Source organism: Nocardia sp. NPDC055053, from assembly GCF_053608285.1.
In genome coordinates this window covers 60982-78134 of the sequence record NZ_JBSGVD010000016.1, presented here as the reverse complement: position 1 = coordinate 78134, position 17153 = coordinate 60982, and the positions used below count along the sequence as shown (strand labels likewise).

At 69.0% G+C, this 17153-nt stretch carries 15 protein-coding genes; 4 read left to right on the top strand and 11 right to left on the bottom strand.

What is annotated here, in order from left to right:
- Positions 1–52: 52 nt before the first annotated feature.
- Positions 53–1294 (bottom strand): uroporphyrinogen-III C-methyltransferase, encoded by a 1242-nt coding sequence (gene cobA / locus ACWF82_RS18630; protein ID WP_452502677.1) that lies wholly within the window; start codon positions 1292–1294, stop codon positions 53–55.
- A 95-nt stretch (positions 1295–1389) separates the two neighbouring features.
- Entirely contained in the window at positions 1390–2745 is a 1356-nt protein-coding gene (locus ACWF82_RS18625; protein ID WP_452502676.1) for a DoxX family protein, read from the bottom strand.
- Positions 2746–2931: 186 nt separating this feature from the next.
- Here ACWF82_RS18625 and ACWF82_RS18620 point away from each other — a divergent pair, with 186 nt between their 5' ends.
- The 3 genes from ACWF82_RS18620 (at position 2932) to ACWF82_RS18610 (ending at position 5817) form a co-directional block, all read left to right on the top strand.
- Positions 2932–4062, top strand: a complete 1131-nt coding sequence (locus tag ACWF82_RS18620; RefSeq protein WP_452502674.1) for a phosphotransferase family protein — start codon at positions 2932–2934, stop codon at positions 4060–4062.
- A 15-nt stretch (positions 4063–4077) separates the two neighbouring features.
- Positions 4078–5187, top strand: coding sequence for a hypothetical protein (locus tag ACWF82_RS18615; protein ID WP_452502672.1), 1110 nt, complete (start codon positions 4078–4080; stop codon positions 5185–5187).
- Between the two features lie 189 nt (positions 5188–5376).
- Positions 5377–5817, top strand: a complete 441-nt coding sequence (locus ACWF82_RS18610; RefSeq protein ID WP_452502670.1) for a GIY-YIG nuclease family protein — start codon at positions 5377–5379, stop codon at positions 5815–5817.
- Positions 5818–6193: 376 nt separating this feature from the next.
- Here ACWF82_RS18610 and ACWF82_RS18605 read toward each other — a convergent pair whose 3' ends face one another.
- The 6 genes from ACWF82_RS18605 to mqo all read right to left on the bottom strand — a co-directional run bounded on the left by ACWF82_RS18605 (position 6194) and on the right by mqo (position 13023).
- Complete coding sequence (locus tag ACWF82_RS18605; RefSeq protein WP_452502668.1) at positions 6194–6556, bottom strand: cobalamin biosynthesis protein; 363 nt, start codon at positions 6554–6556, stop codon at positions 6194–6196.
- Positions 6553–8061 carry a cobyrinate a,c-diamide synthase gene (locus ACWF82_RS18600; RefSeq protein ID WP_452502666.1) on the bottom strand — a complete coding sequence of 503 codons (1509 nt, stop codon included), beginning with the start codon at positions 8059–8061 and terminating at the stop codon, positions 6553–6555. The genes ACWF82_RS18605 and ACWF82_RS18600 overlap by 4 nt, the downstream gene beginning before the upstream one ends.
- Before the next feature lie 40 nt (positions 8062–8101).
- Positions 8102–8716 carry a cob(I)yrinic acid a,c-diamide adenosyltransferase gene (cobO, locus tag ACWF82_RS18595; protein WP_452502664.1) on the bottom strand — a complete coding sequence of 205 codons (615 nt, stop codon included), beginning with the start codon at positions 8714–8716 and terminating at the stop codon, positions 8102–8104.
- Positions 8717–8770: 54 nt separating this feature from the next.
- Complete coding sequence (locus tag ACWF82_RS18590) at positions 8771–10900, bottom strand: magnesium chelatase subunit D family protein (RefSeq protein WP_452502662.1); 2130 nt, start codon at positions 10898–10900, stop codon at positions 8771–8773.
- A gap of 147 nt (positions 10901–11047) precedes the next feature.
- Complete coding sequence (locus ACWF82_RS18585; RefSeq protein WP_452502660.1) at positions 11048–11482, bottom strand: GNAT family N-acetyltransferase; 435 nt, start codon at positions 11480–11482, stop codon at positions 11048–11050.
- 8 nt (positions 11483–11490) lie between these two features.
- Positions 11491–13023, bottom strand: a complete 1533-nt coding sequence (gene mqo / locus ACWF82_RS18580) for a malate dehydrogenase (quinone) (protein ID WP_452502658.1) — start codon at positions 13021–13023, stop codon at positions 11491–11493.
- A gap of 231 nt (positions 13024–13254) precedes the next feature.
- Between mqo and ACWF82_RS18575 the strand changes: the two genes are divergently transcribed.
- The gene (locus ACWF82_RS18575; RefSeq protein WP_452502656.1) at positions 13255–14298 is read left to right on the top strand and encodes an alpha/beta hydrolase; all 1044 of its coding nucleotides are present in this window, start codon (positions 13255–13257) and stop codon (positions 14296–14298) included.
- A gap of 7 nt (positions 14299–14305) precedes the next feature.
- On the opposite strand, the gene ACWF82_RS18570 is transcribed toward ACWF82_RS18575, so the two are convergent.
- From ACWF82_RS18570 to ACWF82_RS18560, 3 genes are all read right to left on the bottom strand, one after another.
- The gene (locus ACWF82_RS18570) at positions 14306–14869 is read right to left on the bottom strand and encodes an alpha/beta hydrolase (protein ID WP_452502654.1); all 564 of its coding nucleotides are present in this window, start codon (positions 14867–14869) and stop codon (positions 14306–14308) included.
- 209 nt (positions 14870–15078) lie between these two features.
- Entirely contained in the window at positions 15079–15345 is a 267-nt protein-coding gene (locus ACWF82_RS18565; RefSeq protein ID WP_452502652.1) for a YdeI/OmpD-associated family protein, read from the bottom strand.
- Between the two features lie 12 nt (positions 15346–15357).
- The gene (locus tag ACWF82_RS18560) at positions 15358–16947 is read right to left on the bottom strand and encodes a cobyric acid synthase (RefSeq protein WP_452502650.1); all 1590 of its coding nucleotides are present in this window, start codon (positions 16945–16947) and stop codon (positions 15358–15360) included.
- Between the last annotated feature and the right edge of the window lie 206 nt (positions 16948–17153).

The window sequence follows — 17153 nt, the reverse complement described above, 5'->3', positions numbered from 1 at the left end:
CGAGGCAGTGTAATTGGCGGGGTGGCAACGCACAGGTGCGCGGCCCGTGAAGCTAGTCCAGCCCGAAACCGGCCGTCGGGCCGATGACGATGATCGCGGGCGGGCGGATGCCCTCGGACTTGGTCTTCGCGGCGACGGTGGCCAGATCGGCACGGACCACCCGCTGGGTACGCAGGGTGCCCTCCTGGATGATCGCGGCCGGGGTATCGCCCGGGCGGCCACCGGCGAGCAGCGCGTCGGCGAACTTGTCGATCCGTTCCACCGCCATCATCAGCACGAGGGTGCCACGCAACTTGGCCAGCGCGGCCCAGTCGACGAGCGAGTCGGGATGGTCGGGGGCGACGTGCCCGCTGACCACGACGAACTCGTGGGTCACGCCGCGATGGGTCACCGGGATGCCCGCGGCGCCGGGCACCGAGATCGGGCTGGTGATACCGGGCACCACCGTCACCGGGATGCCCGCCTCGGCGCACGCCTCGAGCTCCTCGTAGCCGCGGCCGAACACATACGGGTCGCCGCCCTTGAGCCGGACGACGAACTTGCCCGCCTTGGCGCCCTCGACGAGCGCGAGGTTGATCGCCTCCTGCGCCATCGACCGGCCGTACGGGATCTTCGCGGCGTCGATCACTTCGACATGCGGCCCCAGCTCGGCGAGCAGTTCCGGCGGCGCGAGCCGATCGGCGACAACCAGGTCGGCGCGCGCGAGCAGCCTGCGACCGCGCACGGTGATCAGGTCGGGATCGCCCGGTCCGCCGCCGACGAGGGCGACACCGGGGGTCACCGGCTCCGAATCATCGGTCACCACGCCCGATTGCAGCGCTTCGAGCAGCCCGTTGCGCACCGCGGCCGAGCGCCGATGCGCGCCACCGGCCAGGACGCCGAGGGTCAGCCCGTCATAGCGCGCGGTGGCCGGGGTGACGGCGGTGCCGTCGCGGGCGATGTCGGCGCGGACGCAGAAGATCCGCTTCGCCGTCGCCTCGGCGACCACCGCGGCATTGGTCTCGGGTTCGTCGGTGCACGCCATCGCGTACCAGGCGCCGTCGAGATCGCCGTCGGCGTAGGCGCGCAGCTCGACGGTGAGCTGGCCCGCTGTCGCCATGCCCTCGACGGCCGGGGTGACCGCCTTGCTGACCACATGGACATGCGCGCCGGAGGCCACCAGCAGACCGAGCCTGCGCTGGGCGACCGTGCCGCCGCCGACCACGACGACTCTGCGCCCACGCAGATCGAGCCCGACCAGGTAGTTCGGGTCTCCGGCGGGCGGGGTCGATGCGGTGTCAGACGTGTTCGGCACAATGTCGGAGCCTAGTTCCTGACTCGCCGGACACCGAACGGGCCCGCCGACATCGGCGTCGGCGAGCCACTGCCGACCGTCTTCCCCGGCCGACCTCAGCCGACGTACGGGTTGTTCTGCACCCAGCGGAAGTCCGTGCCACGCAACGGGAAACTGTCGAGATCCAGGCGGTCGAGCGTGACCGTCACCGGGCGGCCGTCGAGCTCGCCCCGCAGCGTCAGCCGGTCGTCGGCCGGCCGGTCGACCGTGAAGGTCGTGCTGGACGCCGGCGTCTCGCCCGGTGCGGACGGTGCGGCGGCCAACGTCATCGAGTGCGCCTCGGTGTCGAACGTGGCGACCACCGGCACGATCGAATCATCCATCCGCTGATATCCGGCCGAGCCGGCATCGATGATCAGGCGCTGCCAGCGCACCGGATCGGTGGTCAGCGGCGGCACCGGGCTCGCCTCGGCGGTGAACTCGGTGACCTCCCAGATGCCGTACAGCTCGGGTTTCGGTACGCCACCGCCGTATTCGTCCCACTGCTGCGTGGCGAGGTAGATCAATCCCCCGGTGACCCACAGCCCCGCCGCGACCTGGACCACTGCCGCCCACCGGTTCCTGCGTGCCGAGTCGAACAGCGGCGGCTGCACCATCGGCCCCGAATCACGCTCCAGCACCAGCACATTCGCGAGTCGGCGCGCCTGCGGAGCGAGCAGCACCAGACTCATCAGCAGCAGATGTCCCGACAGCATCTTCACCGGCACGTCGAAGGTCAGGTTCAGCAGGAACACCTGCGCCATGCTGATCACGCCGAGCATCGCACCCAGCGTCGCGGTACGCGCCCAGAACAGCAGCAGCCCGGCGAGCACCTCCGCCGCACCCAGCGACATCTCGTAGGCGGGCGAGGACCCGACCTGGGTCCACAGCATCGACATCGGGCTCAGGTCGCCGACCCGGGTGAGCAGCGTGGTGAGCGCGGGCTCCGGCATCTGGGTGGGGATGAGCTTTGCGAATCCGTAGAACAGCAGCTGCCCGCCGACACACAGCCGCAGGACCGTGAGGAACCAGCTCGACAGCCGGGGGTAGGCGCGCCTGCGCCGGTCGAGCACCGACCAGACGACGGTGACCAGCACGGCCGCCACCAGCACCAGACCGCACTGGATCCAGATCGCGGCCTGATCGCCGCTGCCGTTCATGGCCAGCTCCGCCTCCACCCCGAAGACGTGCTCGCCGATCCAGCTGCTCACCGGCGCGAGCGAGAGGATCTGCCACGCGATGGCCTCCTCGGGCAGTCGCAGCGCGAGCACACCGAGGAAGACGAAGCTGATCTGTGCCATCCACAGGCAGAACAGACCCAGGTAGGCGACGGTGAACCGGAAGGCGACCCGCGTCACCGGGTGCCAGGCCGGAGCGGGTGGCGGCGGGATCGCGATGTCGTCGTTGGCGCGCTCCGTGGTCACGGCGGTCACCGTTGCCTCCTCGTCGAGTTCGATTGCTACCGAAGCTAATCGGCGTCGCCGCAGGGCGCGTCCGGGAAAACCCCGATCTTTGCGGTGTCAACCCTGAATCTCACTCACCGACGGCCCGCTAGGCATTCCGGTCGGTCTCCGGTACGCCGGTATCGAACGTGTTTCAACTTGCCGACAGGGGTACCTATGTCCGACGATCCGGACCTCACCGCACAACAGTCGCTCACCGTCACCGAGCGTGATCTCGACGAACTCGCCGAGCAGTTGTCGCAGTGGCTGGCCGGCAAGGTCGGCGCCGACGCACCGCCGAAGGTCGGCAATCTGAGCAAGCCCTCCACCGGCGGCATGTCGAGCACCACCATCCTGTTCGACGCCGAGTGGTCGGTCGACGGCGTCGCCGGGGGCGGTTCGTTCGTGGCCAGGATGGCACCCGAGGACGGCTCGTTCCCGGTGTTCCAGTCCTACGACCTGCCGCTGCAGTACCAGGTGATGGCGGGGGTCGCCGAGGCCTCCGACGTCGCGGTACCGCCCCTGCGCTGGCTCGAACTCGACGAATCCGTCTTCGGCACACCGTTCTTCGTCATGGAGAAGGCCGAGGGCCGGGTGGCCGCGGACAACCCGCCGTACGTGTTCTTCGGCTGGGTGTTCGACGCGACCGTGGCCGAGCGCGAGCAGATCGCCGACGCGACCGTCGACGTGATCGCCCGCGTGCACGCGATCGACGACATCACCCGCCGCTTCCCGCTGCTCGGCGGCGAGGGTTCGGCGCTGCGCAGGCACTTCGAGGCCCAGCGCGACTGGTACCGGTGGGCGCTGACCGACGACGGCGTGCGGATCCCGCTGATCGAGCGGACCTTCGACTGGCTCGAAGCCAACTGGCCCGCCGAGACCGGCCCCGACGTGCTGAACTGGGGTGACGCCCGCCCCGGCAACATCCTGTTCGACGAGTTCACCCCCGCCGCGGTCCTGGACTGGGAGATGGCCACCTTCGGCCCGCGCGAACTCGACCTGGGCTGGGTGATCTTCATCCACCGTTTCTTCCAGGACATCGCCACCCGCTTCGATCAGCCCGGTCTGCCCGATTTCCTGCGCAAGGACGCGGTGGTCGCGAAATACGAGGAGCTGACCGGCCATACGGTCCAGGATCTCGACTTCTACATCATCTACGCGGCGCTGCGGCACGCGATCGTGATGGCCAGGATCAAGCGCAGGATGATCCACTTCGGTGAGGACACCGTGCCCGCCGAGCTCGACGACTACGTGATGCACCGGCTCAGCCTCGAGGCACTGCTCGACGGCACCTACGAGTGGGACTGAGAAGGAGACACGACCATGAACGCGATCATGCCCGTCCCCCTGGACGAATACCCCGTCCACCAGACCCCGCTGTCGCTGGCCCGGGTGGCCACCAGCGACCGCAACTTCTACGACCGCTACTACTTCAACGCCTTCGACCCGGCCGGCGACAGCATGCTGATCACCGGTTTCGGCGTGTACCCGAACCTGGGCGTTGTCGACGCGTTCGCGACGGTGCGCCACGGTGACGCCCAGCGCAGCGTGCGGTTCTCCGACGCGCTCACCTCCCGTGATCTGACCACCGCGGTGGGCGGCTACCGCATCGAGGTGATCGAGCCGTTGCAGAAGCTGCGGGTGGTGTGCGAGCACGACGACCTCGGCTTCGACCTCACCTGGACCGGCGCGCACCCTGCCGTGCAGGAGCAGCCGCACCTGATCCTGTCCGGCACCCGGCCGATCATCGAGGCTTCCCGGTTCGCCCAATTGGGTTCCTGGGCAGGCACTCTCGCCGTCGACGGCCGTGACTACACGGTCGACCCGGCGGTGTGGACGGGCAGCCGCGACCGCTCCTGGGGCATCCGGCCCTCGGGTGAGCCGGAGCCGCCCGGCCGCGCCGCGTCCGAGGGCGCCGGCGGGTTCTGGTGGCTGTACGCGCCGCTGCGGTTCGACGAGTTCGCCATCGTGGTGATCATCCAGGAGGACCCCGACGGCACCCGCACCCTCAACAACGCGGTCCGGATCTGGAACGACGGCCGCAAAGAGCAGCTGGGCTGGCCCCGGATGCACTGGACCTACGAGCCGGGCACCCGGCACCCGAAGTCGGTGCGCCTCGACATGACCACCCCCGACGGCAAGCCCATCGAGGTCGAGATCGAGTCCCGCCCCGGCATCGCCCTGCACGTCGGCTGCGGTTACGGCCCCGACCCGGACTGGACCCACGGCCGCTGGATGGGCCGCGACTGGTCGCTGTCGAGCGCCTACGACCTCACCGACCCCGCGATCGTCGCCCGCACCCCCTACGGCGTGATCGACCACATCGGCTTCGCCCGCTGCGGCGACGCCGAAGGCTGGGGCCTGTTCGAGCACGCCTCGATGGGCCGCCACGACCCCACCGGTTTCGCCGATTGGTCCTCGGTCGCCCCCTGAGGCGACCGAGCTCTCGCGCGAGAGGAAAGGCGCCGCCGCGACAACGAGGTCGCGGCGGCTCCTTTCCCCACCTCCGACACGAACAGCAATCAATCGGCAACACGCCGATGAGGGTTGCCCTCCCAATGCTCGCTCAGTACCTTATGGCGCACTGGTTGCAGGAACACACGACGCCCTGGGGGGATTCGGATGGCTTCAACTGTCGACGACGCCTGGTTCATCTACGCATTGATGGACCCCCGCGACGGCTGTATTCGCTATATCGGTAAGTCCGTAAATGTCGAGCAACGGGTCAAAGCACACTTGCGCGAGACGGGATCGACCAAAAAGATCCGCTGGATCCAGTCACTCAAACGCGCATCACTGACCCCCGAGATCATCCTCCTTGCTGAAGGTTTCGGTGATTGGGAATCCGCGGAAATCGAATGGATTGCCTATTTTCGCAACCTCGGCCACGATCTGACCAATGCAACGCGAGGAGGTGAGGGTCTACATGATCCGTCACCGGAGACACGCGCCAAAATCGGTGCTGCCCAACGGGCTCTCCGCTCCAACCCTGATCATGTCGCAAAATTGCGTGAACAACTCTACGACTCACCGGTATGGCGCGCCGCGGTATCCAAGGGCTGACGGGGAAAGCGAAGTCACCAGAACATGTTGCGGCTCTTCCACAGAACAGAAAGGGGTACCCGTGGTCAGAAGAGATTCGCGCCAACCGCCGCGCCGCACTTCTAGCGCATGCTGTTCCGGCTGCCGCAGCAGCGCCTCGGAGCGACGCACAACGTGCACACGTTGCTCGGATGATCGAAGGAAACCGAGGCCGTCCGGGATGGGCAAAGGGACGAACCCTCTCCGACGAGGAACGAGCCGTCCGGTCGGCAGCCCTCCAGGGCCGCCCGAAATCGCCGGAGACCCGAGAAAGGATGCGCGAAGCCGCACTGCGACGCTGGGCACGTCAGCGCACCGCAAATCCGATCGAGTAGGTCGGTCACACACAAGGCAATGATCAGATAGCAGTCTCGGTCGCAGCAATCACAATACTGTCGACAATCCGCTTCGGGTGCGTGAGCCTGCGTCCCCCAACAAGTAGGGCAGCTGCCTCAGCAACGCTGGCTGTTCGGACCGCCTCGGCGATGCGTGCCGAGGGGTGCGGCACATCCACGGCAGCAAGTTCAGCCGCTGTGAAGCCGCGGACCACCGCGCCCAACTCTTCGGCTGCAGCGCGCACGCCCGTTTCACACGCGCGTCGATCGAGCGTCGCCAGACAACTCACCCGAGCGTCTCCCACCACATCCCGCACTGCCACCACGATCCGTTCACCGGCGACGCCTGGGCGCAACCCCAGCCCGACGACCAACTCGACACTCATTTGGACATGTTCCGCGACAAGCCGAAGATTCTTGCGGCGCTGACGAATCGGGCGATGGCATCCGGGTTCCCCGCGGGGTGGGTGTGCAGGTAGGAGGCGTGAACCTGGCGGACCACCGCGCCCTCGGTGAGGGACGTTGTTGTGCGCCAGCCCCAGGCGGCGTTCTCGGGACCAGTGCGGGTCAGGCGAGTGCGATGGAATTCGTGGCCGCGGACCCGGGTGCCCGCGCGCCAGAGGGTGGAGTCGTGCAGGGCTACGGCGTCGCGGTAGCCGAGGGTCAGCCGCGGGCCGAACTCGGCGTCTGCGTCGATGACCCCCGCCATCGGGTGGCCGTCGAGGGAGCGGGTCAGGTAGAGCAGCCCCGCGCATTCGGCGTGGATCGGCAGGTTGTGCGCGGCGCCTTCGGCTACGGCGGTCCGCAGCTTCTCGTTGGCCGACAGTGCGCCAGCGTGCTCCTCCGGGAATCCACCGGGCAACACCAATCCCGCTGTGCCGTCGGGCAGTTCATCGGTCAGCGGATCGAAGACGACCACCTGGGCTCCGGCGGCGATCAGGAGTTCGCGGTGTTCGGCGTAGCCGAAGGTGAACGCCGGTCCCCCCGCCATCGCGACCAGCGGCCCCACGAGGCTGGGGGTCGGTGTGGCGGTCACGTCGCGCGTCGGGTCGGCGGATATGGCCGGTGCGCGCCCCGCGGCCGACTCCACAGCCTGGTCCCGGGCTGGTCCCTGGACCGATCCACCGGCCGAGCGGTCGGCTACCGCGGCGAGTTCCACCGCCGGGTCCCAGGCAGGCCCCTGCACCGATCCGCCGGCCAGGTCGACAATCGCCCGCAGATCGACGTGTGCCGCAACAAGTTCGGTCATCGCGTCGACCGCGGCGGTGGCGGCGGCGCCGTGTTCGACAGCGGGAATGAGGCCCAGATGCCGTGAGGGTACTTCCAATTCGGCCATCCGGGGCAGCGCGCCGAGGACAGGAATGCCGACGCGGTCGCACGCCGCGCGCAGCACTTGCTCGTGGCGTTCACTGCCGACACGGTTGAGGATCACCCCACCCAGCCGAACCGAGGAGTCGAAGGTGGCGAACCCGTGCAGCAAGGCGGCCAGACTCTGGGAGTGCCCGCGCGCGTCGACCACCAGCACCACGGGCGCCCCGAGCAGACTCGCGACCTGCGCGGTCGAGCCCTCGGCGACCGCCTCGGTCCGGTTCTCGTCGATCCGCCCGTCGAACAGTCCCATCACGCCTTCGACGACAGCGATATCGCAGCCGCGCGCACCGTGCCGATACAGCGGCACCACCCGATCCTCGCCGACCAGAACGGGATCCAGATTCCGCCCGGGCCGCCCGGCCGCGAGCCCGTGATACCCGGGGTCGATGTAGTCGGGCCCCACCTTGAACGGTGCCACCCGATGACCTGCCCGCCGCAGCGCGCCGATCAGCCCGGTGGCCAACGTCGTCTTGCCGCTGCCGGACGCCGGTGCCGCGATCACGACCGCCGACGCGCTCATGACAGAGCTCCGCCCGTGACTACGCCTCCACGACGACCGATCACCATTCGATACCGCGCTGCCCCTTGCGGCCCGCGTCCATCGGATGCTTGACCTTCGTCATCTCGGTGACGAGGTCGGCCGCGTCGATGAGCGCCTGCGGTGCGTCACGGCCGGTGATCACGACGTGCTGGTTGCCGGGACGGTTGGTCAGCGTCTCGACGACCTCGTCGATGTCGACCCAGCCCCACTTGAGCGGGTAGGTGAACTCGTCGAGCACGTAGAAGCGGTGTTGTTCGGCGGCGAGGCGGCGGGCGATCTCCTGCCAGCCCGACAGCGCGGCGGCGGCGTGATCCTCCTCGGTGCCGTGCTTGCGGGTCCACGACCAGCCCTCGCCCATCTTGTGCCACTCGACCGCGCCACCGGCGCCGGTCTGCTCGTGCACGGTGCCGAGCGCGCGGAACGCGGCTTCCTCGCCGACCTTCCACTTGGCGCTCTTCACGAACTGGAAAACGGCCACGTCGAACCCCTGGTTCCAGGCCCGCAACGCCATCCCGAACGCGGCGGTGGACTTCCCCTTGCCCGGGCCCGTGTGCACCGCCAGCACCGGCTGATTACGCCGCTGCCGCGTCGTCAGACCGTCCTCCGGCACGACCTCCGGAACACCCTTGGGCACGAAGACTCCTTCTCGTCGGCGCGCAGACGCGCGTATTCGGGTAGCGCAGGCGAATTACGCCGCGCGGGCGGCGGCGCGGCCGGTGGTCCGGACGACGTCGGCGACGGAATCTCCGGTGAGTTCGTCCAGGCGCAGGTACCGGGCGCGCAGGTCACGGGACAGTTCGGCGGCGAGGCCGAGGCGGATCATGCCGCGTTCGCAGTCGATGACCATGGCGGTATGGCCTTCGCCTGCCAGGAGGCGCGCCGCGGTGCGGGCGCGGGGCAGCGGGTCGATGCCGCCGGTGGCGCGGCCGTCGGTGAGCAGCACCAGCATCGGGCGGCGGCGGGGATCGCGGACGTGTTCGCGGGCGATCACCTCACGCGCCTTCAGCAGGCCGGCGGCGAGCGGGGTCTTGCCGCCGGTGCGCAGGCCGGCCAGGCGGCGGACTGCGATGTCGACCGAAGAGGTCGGCGGGAGGACGAGTTCGGCCTCGCTGCCGCGCACGCTGATCACGGCCACCTTGTCGCGGCGCTGGTAGGCGTCGCGCAGCAGGGTGACGATGGCGCCGGTGACGGCGGTCAGCCGGTCGCGGGCGGCCATCGAACCGGAGGCGTCGACGACGAACACGACCAGATTCCCTTCGCGCCCTTCGCGATACGCACCACGCAGGTCCCCGGCCGTCAGCGCCAGCGGGCCACTGCACCGGCCGCGCTCGAATTGCCGTGGGGCGGCGGCGAATACGGTGCCGAGCAGGTGCAGGCCGGTGGAGGTGTCGGTATCGGGGCGCACCATCCGGCCGGTGCGGGTCTGGGCGCGGGAGCGGCGGCCCGGCGCGCCTTCGCCGATGCCGGGGACCTCCCAGCGCGGTGCGGGCTTCGAGGCCGAACCCGGTGCGCCCGAGATCCCTTCGGCCGCGGGCCTCGCCCCGCCACCGCCACCGTCGGGCCCTCCGTTGGGGCCATCGCCGTCGGGGCCGCCATCGGGATCGTCCGGTCCGTCGCCGTCAGGACCCCGGTCGACCGATCCCTCGGGGCCACGGTCGTCCTCGGCACCGTCGAGATCGGGGCCTCCACCCGCATTCGCCGGGTGCCGATCAGCCGAATCGTCGTTCTCGCCCTGTCCGGGAGCGTCGTCCCGCGGATCGGCGGCGCCGTCGTCATCGCCGGTCGCGGATTCGTCGAATCCCGCGGCCTCGGCGGCATTCTCGACCTCGTCGGCCGCCGACTGCATCGCGTCGTCGAGCTGCTGCTCACTGATCCCCGGCTCGTCGAACGGATCGCGCCGACGCCGATGTGGCAGAGCCAGCTGGGCCGCGATCCGCACATCGTCCTCGGTGACCCGATCACGCCCACGCCACGCGGCATGCGCGGTCGCGGTCCGCGCCACGACCAGATCCGCGCGCATCCCGTCCACGTCGAAGGCCGCGCACAGCGCCGCGATCCGGCGTAGCTCGGTATCGTCGAGCGCGATCTCGGGCAGCCGGTCGCGCGCGGTCAGAATCCGTTCGGCGACAATCTGATCGGCGTCGGCGTAGCGCGCGGCGAATCCGACCGGATCGGCCTCGTAGTCCAAGCGCCTGCGCACCACCGCCATGCGGGTGTCCACCTCGCGGGAGGCGGCCACGTCGACGGTGAGGCCGAATCGGTCCAGCAGCTGGGGCCGCAGCTCACCCTCTTCGGGGTTCATGGTGCCGACCAGCACGAACCGCGCCGGATGCGAATGCGAGACACCGTCGCGCTCGACATGGACCCGGCCCATCGCGGCCGCGTCGAGCAGCACGTCGACCAGGTGGTCGTGCAGCAGGTTCACCTCGTCGACGTAGAGCACGCCGTGATGCGCCGCCGCCAGCAGACCGGGGCGGAACGCCTGCTCCCCGTCGCGCAGCACCCGCTCCAGGTCCAGCGAACCGACCACGCGATCCTCGGTCGCGCCGACCGGCAGCTCCACCAGCCGCGCGGGGCGCGCGCCGGTCTCGTCGACCACGGGGGGCAGCAGGTGGGCCAGGGCCCGCACCACGGTCGACTTCGCGGTCCCCTTCTCGCCGCGCACCAGCACACCGCCGATCCCGGGGTGCACCGCCGACAAGATCAACGCCAGCTGCAGTTGTTCCTGCCCGACGACCGCCGAGAACGGGAACCCCGCCTCACCCGCCACCCGAGCGGCGGTGTGCGGACCAGCGGCGACATCAGCAAAACCAGGCACGCCCCCACTCTATGCGCGCGTCTGATCATGACTCGCGCCGGGCATACGCGGCCCGGGACCGGCGAAATCGTGCAATCGACGCGCTTCGAGTCGGAATACTGATCGAGACGACCCGCTGTGCACGATTACGCCGGGTTGCCGCGTAAGTTATCCCCGGCGCATCGGGATATGCGGGATGCCGTCGTCGAGAAACTCCTCACCGTCCGGCGAGAACCCGAAGGTGGCGTACATGTCCACCAGGTAGGACTGCGCGTCGAGCCGGACGGTCGCCGAACCGGTCTCGGCCAGCGCGGCCCGCAGCAGCCGGGCGGAGTAGCCGCGCCCCCGGGCGGGCACGGCCGTGCACACCCGGCCGATACGGAAGTCGTCGTGCTCTTCGAGCAGGCGCAGCGTGGCGACGACCTCGCCGTCGTCGTCGAGCCACAGGTGCCGGGTCGTCGGCAGCAGGTCACGCCCGTCCAGCTCGGGATAGGCGCATTCCTGCTCGACGACGAACACGTCGACGCGAAGCTTCAACAGCCGGTACAGGGTGGCGGTGTCGAGATCCGCCGCCCATGCCCGCCGCAAGACGACCGGCGACATCGGCTCCGCTATCGCACCTTCGCGAAACCGGCGGCGTCCTGCTCGGTGGTGGCGTTCACCTTGTCGAGCTCGAGCGACTTGGTGGTCCAGTCCCACACTTCCTGGAACAGCGCCTGGTTCTCCGACAGCTTCACCCCGAGCGAGGGGATCATCTGCTTCAGCTGCGGGGTCCACTGCGCGTATTCGTTCGGGAAGCAGCGCTGCATCACGTCGAGCATGGCGGTGACGCAGGTCGAGGCACCAGGGGAGGCGCCGAGCAGACCGGCGATCGAGCCGTCCGCGGCGGAGATGACCGCGGTGCCGAACTCGAGCACGCCACCGGCGCCCTTGCGGCGGATGACCTGCACGCGCTGACCGGCGGTGATCAGCTCCCAGTCGCGGCCCTCGGCGCGCGGCAGGAACTCCCCGAGCACGCCGACCTTACCGTTCTGCGACTTGAGCAGCTCGCTGATCAGGTACTTGGTCAGGCCCATCTCGGTGAGGCCGACGCCGATGAGCGAACCGATGTTGTTCGGCTTGATCGACTTGAACAGGTCGGCGTTGGAGCCGTCCTTGAGGAACTTCGGGGTCCAGCCCGCGTAGGGGCCGAACAGCAGGCCCTTGCGGCCGTTGATGACGCGGGTGTCCAGGTGCGGCACCGACATCGGCGGCGCGCCGACGGCGGCCTTGCCGTACACCTTGGCCTCGTGCGCGGCGATGAGCTCCGGGTTGGTCGAGCGCAGGAACTGGCCGCTGATGGGGAAGCCGCCGAAGCCCTTGGCCTCCTTGATGCCCGACTTCTGCAGCAGCGGCAGCGCGCCACCACCGGCGCCGACGAAGACGAACTTCGCGTTGATCGTGCGGGACTTGAAGGTGCGCAGGTTGCGGACGGTGACGTTCCAGGAACCGTCGGACTGCTTGTCGAGATCGCGGACCTCGGTGCCGAAGGCGATCTCGCCGCCGGAGTAGCCGACGTAGGCGAGCAGCTGCTTGGTGAGGGCGCCGAAGTCGATGTCGGTGCCGCCGTCGGTCCAGTTCAGCGCGATCGGGTCGGCGAAGTCACGGCCCTTGGCCATCAGCGGCAGGCGCGCGGCGAACTCATCGGGGGTGTCGATGTACTCCATGCCGCGGAACAGCGGGTGCGGCGCCAGCGCCTCGTAGCGCTTGCGCAGGTAGTCGACGTTGTCGGCGCCGTGCACGAAGCTGACGTGCGGGATGGGGTTGATGAAGCCGGACGGGTCGTCGAGGATGCCGGTGTCGACCGCGGAGGCCCAGAACTGGCGCGAGACCTGGAAGCGCTCGTTGATGTCGACGGCCTTGCCGATGTCGACCGAGCCGTCGGCGTTCTGCGGGCTGTAGTTGAGCTCGCACAGCGCCGAGTGACCGGTGCCTGCGTTGTTCCACGGATCGCTGCTCTCCGCGGCGGCGGCGTCGAGCCGCTCGAACACCGAGATGGTCCACTCCGGCTGCAGCTGCCGCAGCAGCGCGCCCAGCGTGGCACTCATGATGCCTGCGCCGATGAGAACTACATCGGTCTTTTCAGTCTTCGCAGCGTTCGACACGGGTACTTCGACTTCCTTGTCCTTCTCAGCTACCCACCGGGGTGAGTTCGCTTGGGCGCGGGCGCTTTGGGTTTTGGTGCGACTCGCGGTGAATCGCCGGGGGGTAGGTTACCCGTCGTTCACCTGTTGCCAATTGTGCACCTCAGCCGTTCGTAGTACCGCAACCGACCTCCCGAATGTGATCTAAACCAACACTGCACGTCGCGGTGACCGCGCGATAGATTGAGCGGTGTGACGAACGAAACCTCACTCGAGCCTGCCGGCGCCGCCGAGCGGACCGATGAGCAGTGGCAAACCGATGTCCTAGGCACCGACTACCAGCAGCGCACCCTGCCGCTCGGCCCCGACCCCGACGGTGAGGGCGAGGTGGTGGCCACCCTCGTGCGCTACCTGCCCGACGCCGCGGCCCCGGCTTCCGAGCCGACCGTGCTGTACGTGCACGGCTTCACCGACTACTTCTTCCAGGAGCATCTGGCCGAGCATTTCGCTGCCCGCGGTCACCGCTTCTACGCCCTCGACCTGCGTAAATGCGGCCGTTCGCGGCGGGTGGGGCAGAGCGCGCACTACGTCAGCGACCTGGCGCTCTACGACGCCGAGCTGAACGAGGCGCTGCGGATCGCGCGCGCGGAAACCGGCAACGACGTGCTGATCGTCGCGCATTCGACCGGCGGGCTCGTCGTGCCGCTGTGGCTGGACCGGCTCGAGGCCGCGGGCGGTAGCGCGAAGGCCGGTGTCGTCGGCGTCGTCCTCAACAGCCCGTGGTTCGATCTGCAGGGGCCGTCCTACTACCGGACGGTCGGCACCCCGATCATCAACGCCGTCGGCAGGTTGCGCGCGTTCGCCATGATGCCCGGCGTCGGCGTCAGCACCGCCTACGGCGACAGCCTGCACCACACCCGTGCGGGTGAGTGGGATTACAACCTGGACTGGAAGCCGCTGACCGGCGAACCGGTGCGGCTGGGCTGGCTGCGCGCCATCCGGCAGGGGCAGACCCGCCTGCACCAGGGTCTGGCGATCGGTGTGCCCGCGCTGATCCTGCGCTCGCGGCTCACCAAGTTCGCTCGCGAGCACAGTCCCGCCGTCGACGTGGCCGACGCGGTGCTCGACGTCAAGCAGATCCAGCGCTGGGCGGGTTGCCTGGGCGAGCGCACCTCGATCGTGCCGATCGACGGCGCCCGCCACGACGTGTTCCTGTCCTCGGAAGCGGTGCGCGCCAACGCTTTCGCCGAAACCGACAACTGGCTCGACTGGCTGGCGTCCTACCGCAAGAGCTAGCGCGAACTCACCAGAGGCTGGTGCGCAGGACGATCTCGGTGGCCAGCTCGTGGGCGCCCTCGGTGGCGATGTTGTCGACCTCGAGCGGGACCACCCGGAATTCGCCGTACACGTAGCGACCCGACGCGTCGGCGGTGGCGCGCGGCAGGCTCTTGGTGACCAGCATGGTGACCGGCAGCTCCAGCGGCGGACAGGCCGGGTCGTCGGCGTTGCCGTGGGCGTCGGGCACGGCCGGATGACCGTGGTCGGCGACCACCAGGCTCATGAACCGGCCGAACCGTCCCGCGCACAGCCGCCAGGCCAGCGCCGCACCGGCGCCACGGCCCGCGACGTTGACATACGGCAGCTCGAGCTCGTCGAGAATGGCGTGGATCGCGGGCGGTTCCAGCCCGTCGACGGACTCCAGCACGACGGTCTGCAGATCGGATTCGTGCAGGCGCGCGCACACCTGATCGAAGACGTCGGCAGGGTCGTCCGCGTCGGGAAGCAGCAGTACATTGTGCCGCGATGACGGCCCGTCGACCCGCACTGTCCAAGCCCGGTCACCGACCGTGATCTGCCGAGATTTCATGCCGGTGTACGGTACACGGCCAGGCTGAACACGGCAGGGTGTTCCGCTCGTCGCGACCGGTCTGTTTTCGCCCCTGTCCTGCGGTTTCCCAATGCGGAGGGCCCGAATTGCCAGACCTGTCACAGCGAGGCTCCACCAGCTGTGCGGAGACCGGCAGCACAGTGGGTGCGCGGCGGACCACGCGGCGAGCGGAACATGGTCTGTGGCGGTTACCGTCCGGTGCGCTCGCGGTGTTTGCATCCCGGCCAGCAGCAGGGGCGGCGCTGGCCTTCGGCCAGCTCTTCCTGGGTTCGCCGGATCCGGCGTTCCCGGGTCGCGGGCTGTTTGGCGTCCTCGACCCAGCAGATGAACTCGTTGCGGGCCAGGGGTGTGATGTCGCGCCAGGCCTCGAGTACCGCCGGGTTGGTGAGCAACGCCGACCGCAGGTCTGCGGGCAGCGGGTGGACCACGCCGCCTGGCACAGATTGACTGCTCATGCGGTCACGCTATCAACTGGGCTCGGGGTAGGTCTGGATTGTTCCGGTCCGGATGATCGGCAGGTCGGTGGGGGCGCCGGTGTGGATCAGACGGTCCAGTGCCGGGAGGTCGACGTGCTGTTCGACGAGGTCGGCGAGGAGGTCCAGCTGGGCGGAGCGGACGGCCGAGACCGAGGTGGCGGGTGCTACGGCGAAACCGGTGCGGCCCGCGTGAGTGGCGACTTCGGTGATCCAGGTGCGGCGGAACGCGTCGGATTCGAGGAGTCCGTGGACGTGGGTGCCCCAGATCGACTGGCGTGCACTGCCTTCGGAGGTGCCGTCGATGGTCAGCCAGGCCGGGTCGGCGTTGTGGGTGACGCGGCCGTGGTGGATCTCATAGCCGTGCAGGGGCAGTTGGCCCGCCACACCTGTCACTTGACGGGCGATTTTCGGGTTCGCGAATTCGATGTCGAGGTCGAGCAGGCCGAGTCCGTCGGCCACATACGGCTGGTCCGAGCCCGGCTCTCCGATCGAGCGATCCGCGGTGTGTTCGACTCCGTCGACGATGCGGCGGCCGAGCATCTGGTAGCCGCCGCAGATACCGAGAATGGGGCGGCCCGCCGCGGCACGGCCGCGCAGTGCGTCATCGATTCCCTTGGTGCGCAACCATTCCAGGTCGGAAATGGTGGATTTGGATCCGGGGAGGACGACGAGGTCGGCGGTGGTCAGCTGATGGGGGCTGTCGGCCCAGCGGACGGCGACGCCGGGTTCGCAGGCGAGGGCTTCGATGTCGGTGGAGTTGGAGATGCGGGGCAGGCGGATCGCGGCGACGGTGAGCCACTCGGAGCCGTGCGGTGGCCCCGGCCGGCCGACGGGAGTGCCGGCGACCGTGCCGAGGGAGTCCTCGGCGTCGAGCCACAGCTCTTCGGAGAATGGCAGTACGCCCAGGGTGGGACGCCCGGTCAGGGCGGTCAGCTGGTCCAGGCCCGGCTGGAGCAGCGAGACGTCGCCACGGAACTTGTTGACGAGGAACCCCGAGATGAGTTGCTGGTCTTCGGCTTCCAGCACCGCGACGGTACCGAACAGGTGGGCGAGCACTCCCCCGCGATCGATATCGCCGACCACCAGAACCGGAAGATCCGCCGCCCGCGCCAGTCCCATGTTCGCCAGATCCGTGGCACGCAAGTTGATCTCGGCGGGCGATCCGGCACCCTCACAGATCACCACATCGAATTCCGCACGCAGCGAGGCGAGTTCGGCCGCGACTACCTCGCGCAACTGCTGTCGCCGCGTGAAATAGTCACGCGCCCCGACAGTTCCGACAGCTTTGCCCCGCACAACCAACTGCGAGCGTCGGTCACTGCCCGGCTTGAGCAGTACCGGGTTGAACCGCACGCTCGGCTCCAGCCCGCACGCCCGTGCCTGCAACGCCTGCGCGCGCCCGATCTCCCCGCCGTCGAGCGTGACGACGGAGTTGTTGGACATGTTCTGCGCCTTGAACGGCGCCACCCGCACTCCACGCCGAGCGAGCATCCGGCAAATCCCTGCCACCACAACGCTTTTCCCGGCGTCGGAGGTAGTGCCCGCGATCAGCAGCGCCCCGCGCAAGCCCGCGTCCCTCACGCTGCCGACTCCAGCGACAGATTCACGGCAGCGTGAGGATTTCCGCGCCTGTTTCGGTGACGACCCGACGATGTGAGCCTCGACCCGGCCGGACTCACGGCAGCGTGAGAATTTCCGCGCCTGTTTCGGTGACGACCCGACGATGTGAGCCTCGACCCGGCCGGACTCACGGCAGCGTGAGAATTTCCGCGCCTGTTTCGGTGACG

Excerpts from the sequence above, each read along its gene's own strand:
- ACWF82_RS18600 (WP_452502666.1), bottom strand. The coding sequence starts at position 8,061 with ATGAGCGCGTCGGCGGTCGTGATCGCGGCACCGGCGTCCGGCAGCGGC.
- ACWF82_RS18565 (WP_452502652.1), bottom strand. The coding sequence starts at position 15,345 with ATGAGCAGTCAATCTGTGCCAGGCGGCGTGGTCCACCCGCTGCCCGCA.
- ACWF82_RS18605 (WP_452502668.1), bottom strand. The coding sequence starts at position 6,556 with ATGAGTGTCGAGTTGGTCGTCGGGCTGGGGTTGCGCCCAGGCGTCGCC.
- ACWF82_RS18585 (WP_452502660.1), bottom strand. The coding sequence starts at position 11,482 with ATGTCGCCGGTCGTCTTGCGGCGGGCATGGGCGGCGGATCTCGACACC.
- ACWF82_RS18610 (WP_452502670.1), top strand. The coding sequence starts at position 5,377 with ATGGCTTCAACTGTCGACGACGCCTGGTTCATCTACGCATTGATGGAC.
- ACWF82_RS18615 (WP_452502672.1), top strand. The coding sequence starts at position 4,078 with ATGAACGCGATCATGCCCGTCCCCCTGGACGAATACCCCGTCCACCAG.
- ACWF82_RS18570 (WP_452502654.1), bottom strand. The coding sequence starts at position 14,869 with ATGAAATCTCGGCAGATCACGGTCGGTGACCGGGCTTGGACAGTGCGG.
- ACWF82_RS18620 (WP_452502674.1), top strand. The coding sequence starts at position 2,932 with ATGTCCGACGATCCGGACCTCACCGCACAACAGTCGCTCACCGTCACC.